15 protein-coding genes are annotated in these 16,313 nt (G+C 57.1%); 2 read left to right on the plus strand and 13 right to left on the minus strand.

Translation table 11 applies throughout. The features are described from left to right. Positions 1 to 13 precede the first annotated feature (13 nt). The 11 genes from AC1EKG_RS06410 to AC1EKG_RS06460 all read right to left on the minus strand — a co-directional run bounded on the left by AC1EKG_RS06410 (position 14) and on the right by AC1EKG_RS06460 (position 8,471). Positions 14 to 1,264 (minus strand): murein hydrolase activator EnvC family protein, encoded by a 1,251-nt coding sequence (locus AC1EKG_RS06410; RefSeq protein WP_004807574.1) that lies wholly within the window; start codon positions 1,262 to 1,264, stop codon positions 14 to 16. Further along, positions 1,265 to 2,179 carry a permease-like cell division protein FtsX gene (gene ftsX / locus AC1EKG_RS06415; RefSeq protein ID WP_004807572.1) on the minus strand — a complete coding sequence of 305 codons (915 nt, stop codon included), beginning with the start codon at positions 2,177 to 2,179 and terminating at the stop codon, positions 1,265 to 1,267. 2 nt (positions 2,180 to 2,181) lie between these two features. Next, entirely contained in the window at positions 2,182 to 2,871 is a 690-nt protein-coding gene (gene ftsE / locus AC1EKG_RS06420) for a cell division ATP-binding protein FtsE (RefSeq protein WP_004807570.1), read from the minus strand. 110 nt (positions 2,872 to 2,981) lie between these two features. Beyond that, the gene (gene prfB / locus AC1EKG_RS06425; RefSeq protein WP_040315293.1) at positions 2,982 to 4,097 is read right to left on the minus strand and encodes a peptide chain release factor 2; all 1,116 of its coding nucleotides are present in this window, start codon (positions 4,095 to 4,097) and stop codon (positions 2,982 to 2,984) included. Positions 4,098 to 4,133: 36 nt separating this feature from the next. Continuing rightward, positions 4,134 to 4,580, minus strand: a complete 447-nt coding sequence (locus AC1EKG_RS06430; RefSeq protein ID WP_004807566.1) for a pilus assembly protein TadG-related protein — start codon at positions 4,578 to 4,580, stop codon at positions 4,134 to 4,136. Next, on the minus strand, positions 4,580 to 4,990 hold the full coding sequence (locus AC1EKG_RS06435; RefSeq protein WP_004807564.1) for a hypothetical protein: 411 nt from the start codon (positions 4,988 to 4,990) through the stop codon (positions 4,580 to 4,582). The genes AC1EKG_RS06430 and AC1EKG_RS06435 overlap by 1 nt, the downstream gene beginning before the upstream one ends. Continuing rightward, positions 4,980 to 5,387, minus strand: coding sequence for a hypothetical protein (locus AC1EKG_RS06440; RefSeq protein WP_040315292.1), 408 nt, complete (start codon positions 5,385 to 5,387; stop codon positions 4,980 to 4,982). The genes AC1EKG_RS06435 and AC1EKG_RS06440 overlap by 11 nt, the downstream gene beginning before the upstream one ends. Next, positions 5,380 to 5,556: a hypothetical protein gene (locus tag AC1EKG_RS06445; RefSeq protein ID WP_004807559.1), complete on the minus strand. Its 177-nt coding sequence runs from the start codon at positions 5,554 to 5,556 to the stop codon at positions 5,380 to 5,382. The genes AC1EKG_RS06440 and AC1EKG_RS06445 overlap by 8 nt, the downstream gene beginning before the upstream one ends. Positions 5,557 to 5,559: 3 nt before the next feature. Continuing rightward, entirely contained in the window at positions 5,560 to 6,444 is an 885-nt protein-coding gene (locus AC1EKG_RS06450; RefSeq protein ID WP_004807557.1) for a type II secretion system F family protein, read from the minus strand. Continuing rightward, the gene (locus AC1EKG_RS06455; protein WP_004807556.1) at positions 6,441 to 7,289 is read right to left on the minus strand and encodes a type II secretion system F family protein; all 849 of its coding nucleotides are present in this window, start codon (positions 7,287 to 7,289) and stop codon (positions 6,441 to 6,443) included. The genes AC1EKG_RS06450 and AC1EKG_RS06455 overlap by 4 nt, the downstream gene beginning before the upstream one ends. Then, complete coding sequence (locus AC1EKG_RS06460) at positions 7,290 to 8,471, minus strand: TadA family conjugal transfer-associated ATPase (RefSeq protein ID WP_040315291.1); 1,182 nt, start codon at positions 8,469 to 8,471, stop codon at positions 7,290 to 7,292. Positions 8,472 to 8,746: 275 nt separating this feature from the next. Here AC1EKG_RS06460 and AC1EKG_RS06465 point away from each other — a divergent pair, with 275 nt between their 5' ends. Both AC1EKG_RS06465 and AC1EKG_RS06470 read left to right on the plus strand, forming a co-directional pair. Further along, positions 8,747 to 9,820, plus strand: a complete 1,074-nt coding sequence (locus AC1EKG_RS06465; protein ID WP_004807552.1) for a phosphotransferase — start codon at positions 8,747 to 8,749, stop codon at positions 9,818 to 9,820. A gap of 132 nt (positions 9,821 to 9,952) precedes the next feature. Continuing rightward, the gene (locus tag AC1EKG_RS06470) at positions 9,953 to 10,159 is read left to right on the plus strand and encodes a hypothetical protein (protein ID WP_004807550.1); all 207 of its coding nucleotides are present in this window, start codon (positions 9,953 to 9,955) and stop codon (positions 10,157 to 10,159) included. Here the strand turns inward: AC1EKG_RS06470 and AC1EKG_RS06475 are convergent. Further along, positions 10,146 to 13,298, minus strand: coding sequence for an ATP-dependent helicase (locus tag AC1EKG_RS06475; RefSeq protein ID WP_004807548.1), 3,153 nt, complete (start codon positions 13,296 to 13,298; stop codon positions 10,146 to 10,148). The two genes, AC1EKG_RS06470 and AC1EKG_RS06475, sit on opposite strands and share 14 nt — an antisense overlap. Next, positions 13,295 to 16,312 (minus strand): PD-(D/E)XK nuclease family protein, encoded by a 3,018-nt coding sequence (locus AC1EKG_RS06480; RefSeq protein WP_040315290.1) that lies wholly within the window; start codon positions 16,310 to 16,312, stop codon positions 13,295 to 13,297. The genes AC1EKG_RS06475 and AC1EKG_RS06480 overlap by 4 nt, the downstream gene beginning before the upstream one ends. Between the last annotated feature and the right edge of the window lies 1 nt (position 16,313).

Below are 16,313 nucleotides of genomic sequence, written 5' to 3' on the forward strand. Positions count from 1 at the left end.
TTGTACACGGTTGCTAAAAACCGGGTAGAGACATCGGATCAATGGTCTGCCCGTTCTGGTGCACCTCATAGTGAACGTGGCATCCGGTGACGCGGCCCGTCGCTCCGGTGTAACCAATTAGCTGCCCCTGCTTTACCTGCTGGCCCGGAGACACCACGTACTGCTGCAGATGCAAGTGCATGGTCACCCACGAGCTGCCCCCGATGACGCCATGGTTGATCATGACGCCATTGCCGCCGGTAACGTAATCTCCGACCTCAGCAACAGTGCCATTGGCGGTGGCGTACTGCGGTGTGCCACAGGCGTTACCCAGATCGACGCCCTCGTGCAGGATAGCCGTACCAAGAATTGGGTGGGTCCGGTAACCCCAAGGAGAAGTAACTACCAAAGGCCCGGAAACAGGGTGGGCAAAGATTCCCTTCGCGGGAGCTGGCACTCCCCCGCCACCGGCGGCCCGATTCTTCTGATCTAGCTTGTCGATCTTGCCTTGATATTTAGCCACATCCTTAGACGCGGCATCCAGATCCTTCTGCGCCTCGCCCTTGCGCGAAGACAGCTCCTTGCTAAGAGCCTCATTCTTGGCCTTCAGCGCATTCAAGTCGCTTAGCCGCTTCTGCTGTGCTTTTTGCGCTGCCTCCGCCGAATCGGCGGTCTTCTTCGCCTCCGCCTCAAGACCGGCAATCTGGTCTGTCAGCGCGTTCTGACGGTCCTGAGCATTGCGGGTACTGGCAAGCTCGGCCTGTACTTTGGCAAGATTGGCTGACTCGGCCCTGGACACCTGATCAGCCGCAGCACTAGCCTTCGAGAACTGTTCGGTGGTTGCCGAAGTCATAGCCAACTTCAACGTTGCCGAATGTCCATTTTGGCGGTATGCCTTTGCAGCCACTGCAGCAATCTTTCCAGCCGTCTGCTCTGCCTCCTCCTTCGAGGAAGTGATCTTGTCGGCGAGCCGACGCTGTTCCGCCTTGGCCACTTCCAGCTGATCCGATACCTGCTGGTATTTACGCTGTGCAGCACCATATTCTGCCTGGGCGGAAGCTAGTTGCTTTTGCGCTCCGGGCAGCTGCGAATTCACCTTATCCAGCTCGAGGGCGGACTTTGACAGATCCGCATTGATGCCTTCGAGGGCGCTGCGGGCCTTCGCTTCGCGCTGAGCCGCACTGTCGCGTCCATGCACAGCATCATCGCGCTCATCGGCCATAGCAAAAGTGGTTGCTCCCGCGCTCAGAGCAATAGCCAAAGATGCCGCAAGAAATTTCTTCATTTAGATCCTCGTGTACCTAGCAAGCGAACCGAGCGATGCGAGCGCGGTGACCACGATGGCCGACAGTAGCAGCCAGGGGGAAATCCACAGCACATCGTGAGTTGTAATTAGGTCTACCCAGCGGAAGGACTCACGGAGCCATCCCTGGATGAAGAATTGCACGCCAGCTGCCAGAGCTCCCACAGCCAAGATCGCACCGATGATGGCAGCGATCGCGCCCTCGAGCATGAACGGCAACTGGATGAACAGGTTAGATGCGCCAACCAAACGCATGATCTCGGTGCGTTTTTGCCGCAGCAACGCGCTTACTCGAATCGTGGTGGCAATGAGCAGTACAGCCGCCAACGACATGATGCCAGCTAGCCCCCACGACAAGATGGTCGCCTTGTTTAGAACGTTGAACAGTGGCTCTACCACCTGGCGCTGGTCCTGAACCGACTGTACCCCCGGCTGACCGGTAAGTTCGTCAGCAATAACCTGGTACTGGCGTGGATCCTTCAGCTTGACTCGGAAGGAAACGGGCAGCATATCGGCGGTAGTTGCCTCGCCAAGCGGGGTATCCCCAAGCTGCTGGCGGAATTCCTTCAACGCCTGCTGCTGATCGACGTAGTCAACATGCTGGATGAGCTTCTGCATTTCGGCAGAGTTCAGCCGTTCTTTCACCTTGTCGATCTGCTCAGTAGAAGCCGCCTGCCCGCCGCACCCCTCAGCGGTATCAGACTGGGCACACATCGAAACGGTGACCTCAACCTTTGAATACCACTGCTTCGACATGCGGTTTACCTGCACCTGGGACAGCGCCCCAGCGCCTACGAACAGCAGCGACACGAACGTGACCAGGATGACCGAAACAGTCATAACCCAGTTGCGGAAAATACCTTTGAAAGCCTCAGAAACTACTAACCAGAAACGCATTTTTACCTCGTAGCTCCGTAAACGCCGTGGAGCTGATCGCGCACAATCTTCCCATCGACCAATTCGATTACTCGTTTACGCAGCGCGTCCACGATCTCGTCGTCGTGGGTTGCCATCACTACCGTGGTGCCCGTGCGGTTGATGCGATCCAGCAATCGCATAATTCCAATGGACGTAGTCGGATCCAGGTTGCCCGTGGGCTCGTCTGCTAGCAGTAGCAGCGGACGGTTGACCATCGCCCTCGCTATAGCCACACGCTGCTGTTCGCCACCGGAAAGCTGGTGCGGATACCGCTTGCCTTTACCTTCCAAGCCAACCATCTCTAGCACTTCGGGGACCTCGGTCTTAACGGTGTGGCGCGGCTTGCCAATCACCTGCAGTGCAAGCGCAACATTGTCGAAGACGGTCTTGTTATCCAAGAGGGCGAAATCCTGGAACACCGTGCCGATCTGGCGGCGCAACTGCGGCACCCGCCAGCTAGAAAGAGTAGTAACATCCTTACCTGCCACGAACAGGTGCCCCGAAGTGGGGCGCAAAGAACGCAGAACCAGGTTCAGGAACGTAGATTTGCCAGAGCCGGACTGGCCCACAAGAAAGACAAACTCGCCCTTGTCGATCTGCACCGAAATGTCATCCAAAGCTGGCCTTGCACCACGCTTATAGACCATCGAGACATTGTCGAAGGTAATCATTGGTCTCCGGTTCGTTGACGGCACTGACGCATCTAGGCTAAAGCGCAAGTCTCGCTTTATGCCTTAGACACGCAGGTATCGCAGATTCCGAAGCAGATCTAACAGGATGATTATTCGGACTTCTGTCCTTTACGCCAGCGAATCCCCGCATCGATGAAACCATCTAGGTCTCCGTCAAAGACGCTGGTGGGATTACCCGACTCGTAGTTGGTGCGCAGATCCTTGACCATCTGGAAGGGCTGCAAAACGTAGGAACGCATCTGGTCGCCCCAGGAAGCCTTCACATCCCCCTTCAATTCATCGCGTTTCGCCTTTTCCTCTTCCTGGCGTAGCGCTAGCAGGCGGGACTGCAACACCCGCAAAGCCGAAGCCCTATTCTGAATCTGCGATTTCTCGTCTTGCATTGACACGACGATGCCCGTCGGCAAGTGCGTCATGCGGACCGCTGAGTCAGTAGTGTTCACCGACTGGCCGCCCGGCCCGGAGGAGCGGAAGACATCCACCTTCAAGTCCGAATCAGGAATGTCAATGTGGTCAGTAGATTCAATCAAAGGAATGACTTCCACCGCAGCAAACGAGGTCTGCCGCCTGCCTTGGTTGTCAAAGGGGCTAATGCGCACCAGGCGGTGGGTGCCGCCCTCAACAGAAAGACGCCCGTACGCGTATGGCTCATTGACTTGGAAGGTAGCGGACTTAATGCCAGCTTCTTCGGCGTAGGAAGTATCCATCACCTTGTAGGAATAGCCGTGCCGTTCCGCCCACCGGGTGTACATGCGTAGCAGCATCTGAGCAAAATCAGCAGCGTCAACACCGCCCGCACCAGAGCGGATGGTTACCACCGCCGAACGTTCGTCGTATTCGCCAGACATGAGCGTGCGGATTTCCAGCTCGCTAAGGTCCTTATCCAAGGCGGCAAGATCTGCCTGGGCCTCCTCGTGGAGCAGCTGGCGTTCTTCGCCCTCGGATTCTTCGGCAAGTTCGAACATTGCCTGAGTATCTTCGAGCCGGTGTTCCATCTTTTGCACCCGCTCCAATTCTGACTGCGCATGCGACAGCTTCGAAGTGACTGCCTGCGCCTTCTCTTGGTCATCCCAAAGATCCGGAGCCGCCGCTTCCTCGGAAAGCTTGGCTATTTTGGCACGCAACGCGTCGAGGTCGGTAACCGCCTCGATCTCGCCAAGCTTGTGCCGCAGTTTCTCTAGTTCTTCAGAATAATCAATAGCCACCCCTCCAGGGTAAAGCACAACTGCCAAAAAGCCGCATCAATCAGAAACAATCCTCGCAGTCGAAGTGGCATTTAGCCTGACTGTCGGGGCAATATTTCTAAGCGCAGGTGGTAAAAACCTCAACTCGCCTTGGGCTGATAGGTGCACTCGGGCTAGCTCTGGTTCTGGCAGGTCTACATCTAGAACCCGAGGGCGACGTAGGCGGGTGCGCAGCGCAAACTCTGCCTTTGCCTGCCTCATCACTCGTGCCCGCACTAGCTGTCGCGACAATACAGGACGCCCTGGGTTGCGTCCCTGGTAGTACTCCGAGGCGGAAACGCTCTGGGTAGAACTGGAAGCCAACGTGTCGGCCGCGGCTACCAGCTGTTTTTGCTGCAAGTACAGGGTAGAGACGGAGGCCGTTCCAAAAATTACCAGCATGATCAGAACCGCAAAGCCTATCGACAGCACAAGGATGCGTCCCTCTTCGCGTTGCCGACGCATTATTCGTACCCATCCCTAGGGATTGACACGCTGCCACCGGCCGAGACCGGCACACTGGTATCGATTGCCTTCCCAATAATGGCGGGGACCCCAGGCAGTGTTACGCGGGCGCTCACCTTCACACTGGCTGTCTTTCCTGGGCGACACTGCCCGTCCTCGCAGGCAACAACTACCTGAGGACGAGCCTTCAATCCCTGATCCCCGAATGCCATCTTCGCTACTGCCTCGAGCTCACCCGCCTTGCCAGCGCCTACTGCCAGGGCGCGCGAAACTTCCCGGACCGAAGATTCCGCAGCAAAAGACGCGCTTTCCAGCGTGGCAACGATCAAGATCAATTGGATGAGCGGCAGCAGCAATACGAGCGTGACCCCAATGAACTCGATTGTTACGTCTCCTCTTTCAGAACACATGCACGGGCTCCTCTACCAGTGAGCGCCCGGTGAGGGTCATGCCAGCGGATGGTCCCCAGGGGCCAATCAGCGGCAAAGCGACCCGCACCTTAGCCACTATCATCCGTCTGCCCGCAACTGGAGCGGCCTGCTTCGAAAAAGAAACCTTTGAGACGCGCACTCCAGGTGCTCCCATTTGGAGCATTTGCCGCACCCGCATCTCGCCTTCAGCGGAAGAAGCACCGTACAGGGCCGCCCTCCGTGCCCCTTCGCCCGCCGCATCTATACCAATTGCACGGACGTGCAATACGAGTGCCAATTGCAACAGCGCAAAGACAACTGCGAGTAGTAAGGCGCTGATCATCACAAAGGAAGCAATAGCTGACCCTTGCTCACGATCCGTTGGGAAACTAGCCAATTGTGATCATAGAAATGGCGCGCTCAAAGAGGGCCTTTAGCTGCGGTCCAGCCAGCCCCCAGATCATCATGACTAATCCGGCAGTCATCACGGTGACCATAACCCAGCCGGGCACGTCGCCTCGCTCGCTCCGCCACGGGCGCAAGTTCTTGAATTTTCTAGTTCCCATTTTCTATTCCAATCTGAGTGCTAGTAGCCCCGGGTAAAGGGCAAATAGGACAACTTGGGGAAGGATCACAAACACCACGGGGAGCAGCATTGCGATCTCTCGTTTTCCGCCCTCTTCCAGAAGCATTTTTCTGGACTGAGCACGGCAATCTGCCGCCTGCGCGCGCAACACAGGAGCAAGTGGAGTGCCACGTTCTACCGCGGTAATGGTGGCGTCAACCAGTCTGGAAAGCGGCTGCGAGTCATTGGCTGCTGAGATCTGAGAGAGCGCCCTCGACATGGGTAGGCCCGCCTTCACGGCTCGCGTTGCCCGCCCAAATTCCTGGCCGACGATGCCGGAGGCGGAAGCAGCTACCCTCTCTAGCGCCGCAGCCAACCCCTCCCCTGCTCCTACGGCAAGGGCAAGCAGCTCGGCAGCATCGGGCAGCTGCATGTTGAGCAGGCGCTGGTAGTTTTTCGCCTGGCTAGTCAGGTATCGGTCCCGGGCTAGTCCTCCGCCGATCGCGCCCAAGGCTATAAACAATATTGAAAACGGAATGGGAACCCTGCGAAGGGTGACCGCCGCGATCGCGACACCCATACCCAGCGCTGCCCCGCACCCTGCCCAAAGGCCTTGGCTGCGTCGAAAAGATGCCAACGTCTGACGGCCTCCGAGCTGCCTCAGCCGCCGCGTCACCGACTGGTTGGTGGAGCCGGCGCTGTTCAGTAGGGATTTAGCCCACTCCCCGGCTGCGTAGAGAAGCTGTGTAAGGAAGCTGGCATTCTTCTTTGAGGGCGACAGGTAGGCACTGACCCGAGACATCAGCGTGGCCCTTCCGGCCTCGTACCACCACCACAGGCAGATGGTTCCCAAGGCAAATGCGATGCCTACTGCTACCCCCGAGCTCATGCGAGCGTCCTCTGATCTTTTGGCAGTGCCGCGATCTTTACCATGGCCCAATACGCCAACGCCGACATGAGCGCACCGGCGACCAGCACCGCTGCCCCTTTAGCGCTTTGATAGGCGTGCGCAGCGCTCGGTTCTAAGCACATGAGGGCGACCACTATCCAGGGCGCCACTACGGCTAATCGAGCCCCATTAACCGTCCATGATTGCCGTGCCTCTAGTTCGCCACGGGTTCGCGAGTCCTCGCGAAGCAGGTGGGCCAGTGACCGCAACAATTCAGATAGGTCAGATCCGCCAACTGTGTGGGATATGCGCAAGGCCTCGACGATTCGATCCCCAACCGGATCTGCCAACCGCTCTTTTAGCAGGGTCAGCGCCTCGTCGAATTTGCCGCTCGCGGCCAGGTCAGAAGCAAAAGCTTCCATGTAGGGACGCAGCACTTCGGGGCCCTTGCTCCCGAGGGCGATCAAGGTATCAGGCAGCGCCATTCCGGCACTGATGCCCGAGATCATGTCGTCGATAACGTCCGGCCACACCGCGCGACGCGCAGCTTGAATCCGCTTGCTACGCAATCGCAGCAAGAACGTGGGAAGCCCGCCAACGCCGAGCGCAATGATGAGCGCTACGATCCACGTCTGAGTCAGGGCCGCAACCAGGATCAAGACTGCAAGGCCAGCGCCGAGGCAGGCAAGAATGTATTGGGTGGAGCTGACGTTTCTTATTTCGGCAGCCTTGAGTAGTTGTGCGACTTTCCCGTTATGTTTCTGCCTCTTCGGCAATGCAGTAGTTTGCGATAGATAGACCAGGATTATGCCTACCCCTAGAAAGAAGCCAACCACCACTCCCATCTACGCCACCGCCAATAGCGAAGAGAGGTCTAAACCTGCGGCAGCAAATCGCTCGTGTGCATCTAAAGTACCGTTTGCGCGGCTAAGGCGCCCGCCACGCAAGGCAAAGAGCGTGTTTGCTTCTACGACGCCGCCCTCAACACGACCGGTAACGGCATCGATGTGGTCGATTCGGCGGACTCCTTTGTGGTCCATTGCTACGTGCACCACCAAGTCCAAAGCCTTGGCAACTGTGGGCACCACGAATCCTTCGGTAACGTTAGGGCCCGCCAGCAGTGGCAGAACCGTTAGTTTCGACAGGGCTTCGCGAGCAGAGTTGGCGTGGATCGTACACATGCCGGGAATGCCGGAATTGAGGGCGATTAGCAAGTCGAGGGCTTCCGCAGAGCGCACCTCGCCAATGATTAAATTCGTGGGGCGCATACGCAGCGCCTCTTTTACTAGGTGCCGTAGCGTGACCTCGCCAGAGCCATCCAAGTTTGCTGGGCGAGTTTGCATGGCAACGCAGTCTCGGGCTGACAGGTCCAACTCAAAAACTTCTTCGCAGGTAACTACCCGCGCGGTCGCAGGCATGCCGCCAGCCAACGCTCGAAGTACCGTGGTTTTACCCGCGCCCACCGCACCCGAGACGAGGATGTTCATGCCGGACAAGACAGCTGCGTCTAGAAACTGGGCCACCTGCGGGGTGAGCATCCCTAGTTTTACCAATTCGTTGATTCGGCGCGCTTTGGCTACGTGTTTACGGATGTTCACCGACCAGTGATGCGCCGCAACCGGCGGGATCACTGCGTGCAGCCTTTCCCCAGATGAAAGCTGCGCATCCACAAACGGGGAAGACAGATCCAGGCGACGCCCAGAAGCGCGGAGCATTCGTTCTACCAGTTCACGTACTTCTGCGTCCGTAAGAATTACCGTTGTTAGTTCGGACTTTCCGTCCTTAGCCACAAACACTCTAGAGGGCGAGTCAATCCATATTTCTTCGACAGTTGGATCATCTAAGAATTTTTGTAGTGGCCCAATTCCGCAGAACTTATCTATTAGCTGTTCTACCAGGTCGTCATGGTCTTCCGGAAGAACGTTTTCACAATTATCAACCTGGATTTCGATGATCTTGCGGGCGCCCTCGAAATCCGCAGCAGGATCGACCGCAGAATCTGAGAGGGCCTGTTGCACCTGCTTCATGAGAGCAGTTGGCACCGTTGTCACCACAAACTCATTCCTGTAGGAATTGCTTTACGTTCAGAGAATACTTTACACATTATGATTTTTCACGAGAGATGACAAAATCTGTGGATAACTTTTTATTTTGCCCGATAACGCGCATATGTACTTCTAATTTTATCTTCACAAATTTTTCATTTTGCTTTAACATTTATCGCAACCTTTGCAGGCACAACCTCTTTCATTAGCCGTTTCAATCGCTGCTTTGGAAGGCGCCTTCGCGTAAGGTAGAAGCCGTGAACGAGCGAGTACGACTTACCCTGGCTGCCCTTGCTACGGCTGCCTTGCCCGACCGCGATTTTGTGGCGGTAAGCGGGCAAGCTGTATCCAGTGGCGACATAACTAGGGTCAACGTCGTTGACTCCACCGGCGCCAAGTGGACTCTGGCTCGCCCGGACACCGAGGCCGCAGGCGCAGAAATCATTGGCCAACTCTCGGTCTTACAGCTTCTACTCGAGGCGAAAAAAGAAGGAAAGATATCTTTTGCCGTCCCCGCTCCAGCCGGATGGGCACCGCTACTAAGCGGCGGGAAAGCAGTCATTTACCCTGCTTTCGAGGGCGCCCACCTGGACGAAGCCAATCTTTCTGACGAGCAGGCGAAAGCCTTCGGAGACGCCATCGCGCAGCTTCATCAGCTGCCGACAAGCCTGTTCACGGCGCAGGGGTTACCAACTTTCACGGCTGAGGAATGCCGCAATCGGCTACTTGCCGACCTCGACGAAGCAGCCCCCGCCAGAGTCGTGCCAAAACGACTCTGGCACCGCTGGGAAGAGATGCTAGAGAACGTTTCTTGGTGGCGCTTCACTCCCCGCTTCGTGCATGGCTCACTCGGTCCTGATTCCCTTCTTTTCGAGGGCGGCCGCATTAGCGCCATGCAAGATCTCTCCGCCGCCCATGTCGGGGACCCGGCGCGTGACTTTTCCTGGCTTAGCGCCATAGCTTCGGAACAGCAAAACGAGGTAGCTCTTGCCGCATACCGAGGCGCCACCCCTGACCCGCACTTCCGCGAGCGCGCAGACTTAGATTCCGAGCTGGCGTTGGTGCGGTGGTTGCTCCATGGCATGCACAGGAAGGATATCCAGGTAATTGAGGACGCTCGGCAGATGCTTCGCGACCTTGCCGATTTGGTGCTGGACAATCCTGACCCGCGCGAATCAGTTTCGGCAGCTTTCGAGGACGCTTCCCCCGTAATCGGCACGCCTGTCGTTGAGGAGGAGGCACCGAAGGAAGCCGGCGCCGATACCACCGTGATCCCCTTTGAACAGCTAGTTGAAGAGGGCCACATAGAACCCGAAAGTGACCAAGACTAAACCAGTCTCCCTTGACGCTGCGCCCTCAATAGAACTATAGTAGACTGCTTGTGGTTGGACATGGGTTCAACCAGGAAGTCCCGGCCCAAACAACGAGGCCCCTTCCGAATATAGGAAAGAGGAGTATCTAAATTGAATAAGTTCTACAACATTCGTGATCTGCAAGGTTCCCGCCAGGCCAACTACCTGCGCCTAGATAACCTTGCCGAGGCGGTTCGGCCTTGGTTCGCCGAAACCGCAGATGCAAAGACTATGAGGGCGATTGCGCACCTGACTGACGAATCTAAGCGCGAGGCCGCCCTGTCTTACCTGGGTCTGCAGCTTTCTAAAGCCGCTTAAAGATCCTTGCAACCTGTTCGCTAGTCCAGGCCGCACTCTGCAAAGAAACGATCTTGCCGCTGTTTACATAGACCAATGATGCGTCTATGTCAGCCGGATCGATTCCTTCTGATTTGGCCCAGGCTAGGCGATACAGTTCAAGTTGCACTTTGGCCGCGTCTAGGTTTTCACCGACTGGGACGCGGCCTGTTTTCCAGTCCATGATGTGTACTCGCCCGCTGTCCTTTGCCTGCATGACGGCGTCGATACGGGCAATGATGCGCACCCCTGACACGATGATGTCTCGTTCGGCTTCTGCCTCTATGACCTGGTAGTTACGAAGGAAGTCAAAGTTCTTCCAGTTGTGTTGCCACTTATGCAATTTCTTTAGGGCATCTTCATCCAGGTCAGCTACTGGAGGCTCGCTGCGGTTCGATAGTAGTGCCTCTACCCAGGCGTGGAAAAGAGTGCCCAAGTATGCAGAGTCAGAGGGCTGGGTGGGTACGGGCCGGCGCAATTGCATAGCCAGATCGGGTCCCAGCTTCTGCACGGTGGTGGCTGCCATGTGTCGCGGCAGCTTCACTTCGGTGACCACTTCCTGACGCGATTCGGCAACGAGTAGTTTTGCCCAATGCAGTGCCTTTTCACTGATGCCCTGAGCAGGATCTTTGCTCTGCGAGAGGGAGGCGACCTGTTTGCCTAGCCTCTGTAGCTCTACGTTCAGTTTGCTTTGCTCTGGCGGCCAGAGCACCTCGGTTTCTACCCGTGGGGATTCCTCAACCAATTCATCTAACTGTGCTGGACTTGGGAAAGGCACCTCCACGCCCGGCAGCGGCTTTATTGCTTCTGCTTTTACCAGTTCCGTGAAGAACATCGAGGGCGGCGCTGGTTTTATGTTGCTTCCGCGCAAAGCCGCCCCGGTTACTAACAGGTTCTGTTTCGCCCTGGTGAAGGCCACGTATACAAGCCTACGGTCTTCGATCAGATCAGCTTCGCCATTATTCTTCTTCAGCTCTGCGATTGCTTCGTCCACATCTTTATGTGTTGCTCCTGCGAACAGCTGCAGGTTCGGCAGGGTTACTGCGTCAGCCCGCATCGAAGCGGGCAGCTCTCCTTGGTCGGTAAGCCAGCGGGAGGAGGCGCGAGAACCGTCTTTGCGTGGGGCTGTGCCGGGCAGCACGCCCTCGCTTAATGCCACAACGGCAACACTGTCCCATTCCAGCCCCTTAGCGGCGTGGATGGTAAGAATCTGGACGACTCCCTCCTGAGCCGGCACTTCGGGCATCGAAATGCCGCGTTCTTCAGTGGCAGCAGCTTCGAGCCAGGAAAGAAAATCTTCCAGTGTTCCTCCGCGTGAGGCGAACTCGGCACCTATCGCCAAGAATTGCGACAGAGAGAGTGCTCCCATCGAGTCTTCTCCGTGCAGGGCAACGTCCAAATCCAAATCCATGATCTGGATGCTCTGATGCAATAACGAGTTCAGCGACCCGCCCAGGAGCGCACGGATTGCCGCCAGCCGCTGAGCAAGTCGTAGCACCCGCTGCTGCCCTGTTGCAGACAGATCGGGAATTTTCCTGCCTAGGCGAAGCGCCTCTACGGCCTCGGCTAAATACGCATCGGGGTGGCCTTCCTTGTTTACCTCCCGGGCGATGCTCCTAGCCGCAGCCCACAGCGCGCTAATGTCGGTGGCCCCTAGATTGTTGGCGTTAAGGAGCCGCATCATCGCGTCGCCTCGAGCACCGTCATGAGCCACCGCCAACGCCGCGATCAAGTCCGCTACCCCTGCTGATTCAATTAGTCCACCAGCACCAATGATTGCTGCCTGTACACCTGCCTTAGTAAGTTCCTGGTAAATCAGGGGCATCGAAGCTCGGTTTCGGCATAGGACCGCCGCTGTGCTGGTCTGATTCCAGTGTTTTGCGAACCATTCCGCTAGTGCCTCGGCCTCTTGCTGGTCCGTAGCAAAATAGGCGCCGAGCACAGCCCCCGTTTTTGCTCCCGGCGCAGCAGTCAACTTTGGCAGGTTGACCGGTTCAAAATCAGTTTTGGGCAAGTACTGGGCGGGAACGGCCAATCTATCTACCGATATATTTGCCGCCTGCAGCACCTGGGTGGGATTACGCCACGCAGTGGTCAGCGGCTTCACCTGTGCCCCTTGCGTGGGCGCAAATCTTGCGGCAAAAGAATCCAACGCTAGTCGGGAGGCTCCGCGCCATTCGTAAATTGCCTGGTTTGGATCACCGACGGCGGTAACGGGATGGCCGGCAAACAGGTCACTTAGGAAATCGATCTGATTGGCGGAAGTATCCTGGAATTCGTCTAGAAAAACCTTCTGGTATTGCAGTCTTAAGAGGTCGCGCACATCAGGACAGCTACTAACGATTCTGCGGGCTCCCCCAATCTGGTCGGCAAAATCCATCAAAGAATTGGCTTTCTTGAAATCCTCATATGCCTGCACCAAATCCATGTAGCCAGCGCGAACTCGCAATGATTCGGCCAAATCCAAGGCACTTTTGTAAGGAGTCTTCTTCCTAGGGGCCGGAACCGAGTCCAAAATATCGGCAGCATCGACTAGCAGTTCTTCCTTGGCTTGCGAAACCGACAGGGAATTATCAATCAGTTTTCCGGCTAACGAGAGTGCGTAGCTGACCACCGAAGAGGGCCTCTTAGTAGTATTCAGGTCCTCTTTCCAGTCCATTACGATCTGGTTCATGATCTGCCAGCGCTCCGCTTCGGTGATGAGCCTGGCCTGGGGATCTATCCCAATCCGCAACCCGTAATCACGGCATATCTGCCCGGCAAAGGCGTTGTAAGTGGTGACGGTGGGCGGGGCCGCCTGCAGCTTTTGCAGCGCAACCTTAACGTCGCTATCGGTGCTAGCGCCCGCTTTGATAGCTGTTGCTAGATTGGCGATAATCCGCTGCCTCATCTCGAGGGCGGCCTTGCGGGTAAAGGTAAGCCCCAGGATGCGGCCGGGCTCAACCTGCTGATTTACTGCCAAGTACACTGCCCTGGCAGCGATAGTGGCGGTTTTGCCGGCTCCCGCACCAGCTACCACTAGCAGTGGTGACATGGGATGGGCAATGATGGATTCCTGCTGCGGTCCCGGAGCAAAATCCATACCCGAGAGTTCCGCAACCTGGGCTGGGGTATAGCTCATAGCAACTTTTTCCCTTCGGTCATTGCAGGACAAGAGGACTTTACCGGGCAGGTTCTACACCCTGTTCCTTCCACTGCCTGATAGGCAGGGCCGCGCATGGCAGTTGCCCCCATTGCAACCAATTCGTGGGCAAAGCTGGCGGTATCTTCCCCGATCCCATCTTGTGAACGAGCCTTATATTTATCGCCATCGGCGCCTAGGTACACCAGCTGCGCGGTCTCTATTGCCTTGCCGGTCATGGCCTGGTAGGCCACCTGATAAGCAGCTAGTTGCGGATTTTCTTTTACCTCTTTAGCGGATTTGGGAGTACGCCCAGTCTTAAAATCGACAATTGCAATATTGCCGTCCTCTGTGCGCTCTACCCGGTCGATTGATCCCCGCAGTCTGACTTCGCCGACTACCTGCCTAAATTCGGCTTCTTCCTTGACTAGTTCCCTTCCATCGGCAAACCACATAGCTAGCTTGCGGACCATCTGATAGGCGCGCTCGACCTCGAGCCGCCCCCAAAACGTGTCTGGTAGTTCAAGAGAGTCAATCTTGGCAGCGAGGGCCGCCTCTAGCGTTTGCAGATCTGCCTCTGGATGCTCATAGGCAATCTGGTGGATAAGAGTGCCTAGCTGCTGTTCCCCAGAAGAGGGCGGATTGCCACCATGTTGGGTCAGGAGCCACTTCAGGGGGCAATCCAGGGCGGCTTCCAAAGACGAGGGGCTTACCGTTACCAATTGCCCTGGTAGAACCAGTGGACTGTCTGTAGAAATGGGTCCTGCCGACCAGTACTGCGGGTTGGCGGCAGGGACTCCCTGGGCTGCTAAATAACCCAGCAGTGCTACGGCATCCTGGTCCCCTTCTATGGCGTCGTGGCGGAGTGTGCCCACGTAGCCTCGCAAATCCAGCGCACTGGCCCCCGGATCAGTAACCAGGTTCCCCTCTGGATCGACGCTGCCCTGTGCGCCTGCTGAAAGCAGCGTGGTCATAAATGCAGACGGGCCAGCATCCGTATCAGAGGTGGCAGTAACTAGCACAAACCGACTTGCGCGGCTGAGCGCGCAGGCAAACATGCGTGCCTCGTCGTATCGAATCGAAGTAAAAGGATCCGGATCGGCCATGACCTTGCCATCGTTTCCAAAGCTGGCTCGTCCCTTGGCTAGGTCGGCCAGCAGACCTGCCCCAAGGAAGGAATCGCGCATCCTCATGTCTGGCCAAACGTCCTGATTTACCCCCACAATCGCTACCACCTGATAGTGCATGCCAGCGAGGGCGGCAGCAGTGGCCACCCTTACCCCGGCCGGGCGCTGCCCAGCTACTGCTAAGTGGTCGGTAGGAAGGGTCTGTTCCAGTACCTCTTGCAAGAACTGGCTTTCAGATGCTTCCGGGTTGCGTTGCGTGTAAACGTCAGCGAAACGGAAAAGCGCCAATGCCGCATCCAAATAGTCGTCGTATTTCGAATCGGCTAAGGCTGCCTTGGCCCACTCATCCGCTACTCCAATGCCCTGCCACGCAGCCCACAATCTAGTAGAAATACCCTGTTCAGCGCGCACTTGGGCAATGGCATGCGCCATCCGGAGCAGAGGCTCGCAGTAGCGGTGAGCAGCAAAATCTTTCAACGCGGTGGAAAAGGACTTGGCCAGCAGCGGATCGCTGACCAGCTTGGCTAGTTCCTGGTGCGGGTCGCCTTGAAAATGGCGTGACAGCGCAATCCAGGCAAGAGAATCCACCCCCATCAGTGGGGAGCGAAGAATCTGCAGGCATTTCTGCCCGATCAGCCCCAGGGCGGCCGGAGCTTCCGGCATATCTTGCAGTTGCGCTTCTACTTGCAGGAGGCGGGCAAGATTTGAAGTAATCGGATCCAGCCCCAGCGCCAGGGGACGCGAGGTAGCAGCCAACGGCACGCCCCTACCGGACAGCATTTGCCTCCAGGAATCAGCCAGAGCCTCAGAACGGCAGATTACCGCCATTTCTTGCCACGGGGTGCCGTGTAACAGGTGTTCAGTACGAAGCATATTGGCTACCTGCAAGACTTCGTCTGTGAAAGACGCCGACACCCTAAGGCGTACTCCGCAGGGCAGGTCCTTTTTATACGGCTGGGCCTCATTTTCTCTGCTACTTATGCCCGAGGTGCCGATGCCCTGAACAAAACGCTGACTTACCTGCACTACCTGCGCTGCACTGCGCTGCTGGCGCGTGAGCTGGCAGGGACGCAACGATAATTCTTCCATGAGTCGGGCAGGCAAGAGGTGGTCCCCGCCGCGGTAGGATTCCACTGCCACGTCCGGGTTGGCAAATAGCCCCACGGTAGCCCCGCCTTGGGCCAGGGCCCTGATGAGGGCGCCACTTGCGTGCGTCATGTCCTGGCAGTCGTCGATTAGCACAAGTGAGTATGGCGAGCCTGCTTTGGCGAGCACGTCAGCCGCTTTGCGTTGCGCCCTAGCGGAGTCAACAAGTCCCAACTGATCCAACCGATCCTGGTATTCCTGGAGCAGCCCAGCCAGAGTTTCCCACAGCGGATTCGCGTTCCACTGCCGCACCTGTTCGGCAGAAATGTCGAATTCGCCAGCGCGCGCTAGGAAACTGCGTACTTCATTTTGGAAGGCCTCTAGGGCTAGCGATTCGGCAGGCACGATATCTGGCCAGTCCGTGTGCGCTATTAGTTCGGCCACCAAAGCTTGTTCGTCGGATCCCGTAAGCAAGGTGGGAGCGCCATGGCCAGCCAAAATAGCGAAAGCCAGCGATGCGGGGGTACGCACCGGCCTAATACCGCGCGCGCTGATTGCAGTAGCCTCATCTAGCAGCTGATCGGCGCGAGCTCTGGTAGGAGTAAGGAATACGGCTTGCCCTTCCCCATCAAAATCAGCTAGCGCCTGCAGCGCCACCCTAGATTTTCCGGTTCCTGCTGCCCCCAGGACACCCACGCTGTTTCCGGCTGCCAAAGCCGTAAGCACCCGCGCCTGTTCCGCGGTGGGGTGATAGCTATCCAGAAGTGGCTCGGGCAGGACCAGCATAGGGGTTTGTTCCATA

It is taken from the genome of Winkia sp. C0117E2 (genome assembly GCF_056590455.1).

What these genes read in the sequence shown, in the direction of transcription:
- AC1EKG_RS06410 (WP_004807574.1), bottom strand. Translation starts at nt 1,264, where the DNA reads ATGAAGAAATTTCTTGCGGCATCTTTGGCTATTGCTCTGAGCGCGGGA.
- ftsX (WP_004807572.1), bottom strand. Translation starts at nt 2,179, where the DNA reads ATGCGTTTCTGGTTAGTAGTTTCTGAGGCTTTCAAAGGTATTTTCCGC.
- ftsE (WP_004807570.1), bottom strand. Translation starts at nt 2,871, where the DNA reads ATGATTACCTTCGACAATGTCTCGATGGTCTATAAGCGTGGTGCAAGG.
- AC1EKG_RS06430 (WP_004807566.1), bottom strand. Translation starts at nt 4,580, where the DNA reads ATGCGTCGGCAACGCGAAGAGGGACGCATCCTTGTGCTGTCGATAGGC.
- AC1EKG_RS06435 (WP_004807564.1), bottom strand. Translation starts at nt 4,990, where the DNA reads ATGTGTTCTGAAAGAGGAGACGTAACAATCGAGTTCATTGGGGTCACG.
- AC1EKG_RS06445 (WP_004807559.1), bottom strand. Translation starts at nt 5,556, where the DNA reads ATGGGAACTAGAAAATTCAAGAACTTGCGCCCGTGGCGGAGCGAGCGA.
- AC1EKG_RS06450 (WP_004807557.1), bottom strand. Translation starts at nt 6,444, where the DNA reads ATGAGCTCGGGGGTAGCAGTAGGCATCGCATTTGCCTTGGGAACCATC.
- AC1EKG_RS06455 (WP_004807556.1), bottom strand. Translation starts at nt 7,289, where the DNA reads ATGGGAGTGGTGGTTGGCTTCTTTCTAGGGGTAGGCATAATCCTGGTC.
- AC1EKG_RS06460 (WP_040315291.1), bottom strand. Translation starts at nt 8,471, where the DNA reads ATGAAGCAGGTGCAACAGGCCCTCTCAGATTCTGCGGTCGATCCTGCT.
- AC1EKG_RS06475 (WP_004807548.1), bottom strand. Translation starts at nt 13,298, where the DNA reads ATGAGCTATACCCCAGCCCAGGTTGCGGAACTCTCGGGTATGGATTTT.
- AC1EKG_RS06480 (WP_040315290.1), bottom strand. Translation starts at nt 16,312, where the DNA reads ATGGAACAAACCCCTATGCTGGTCCTGCCCGAGCCACTTCTGGATAGC.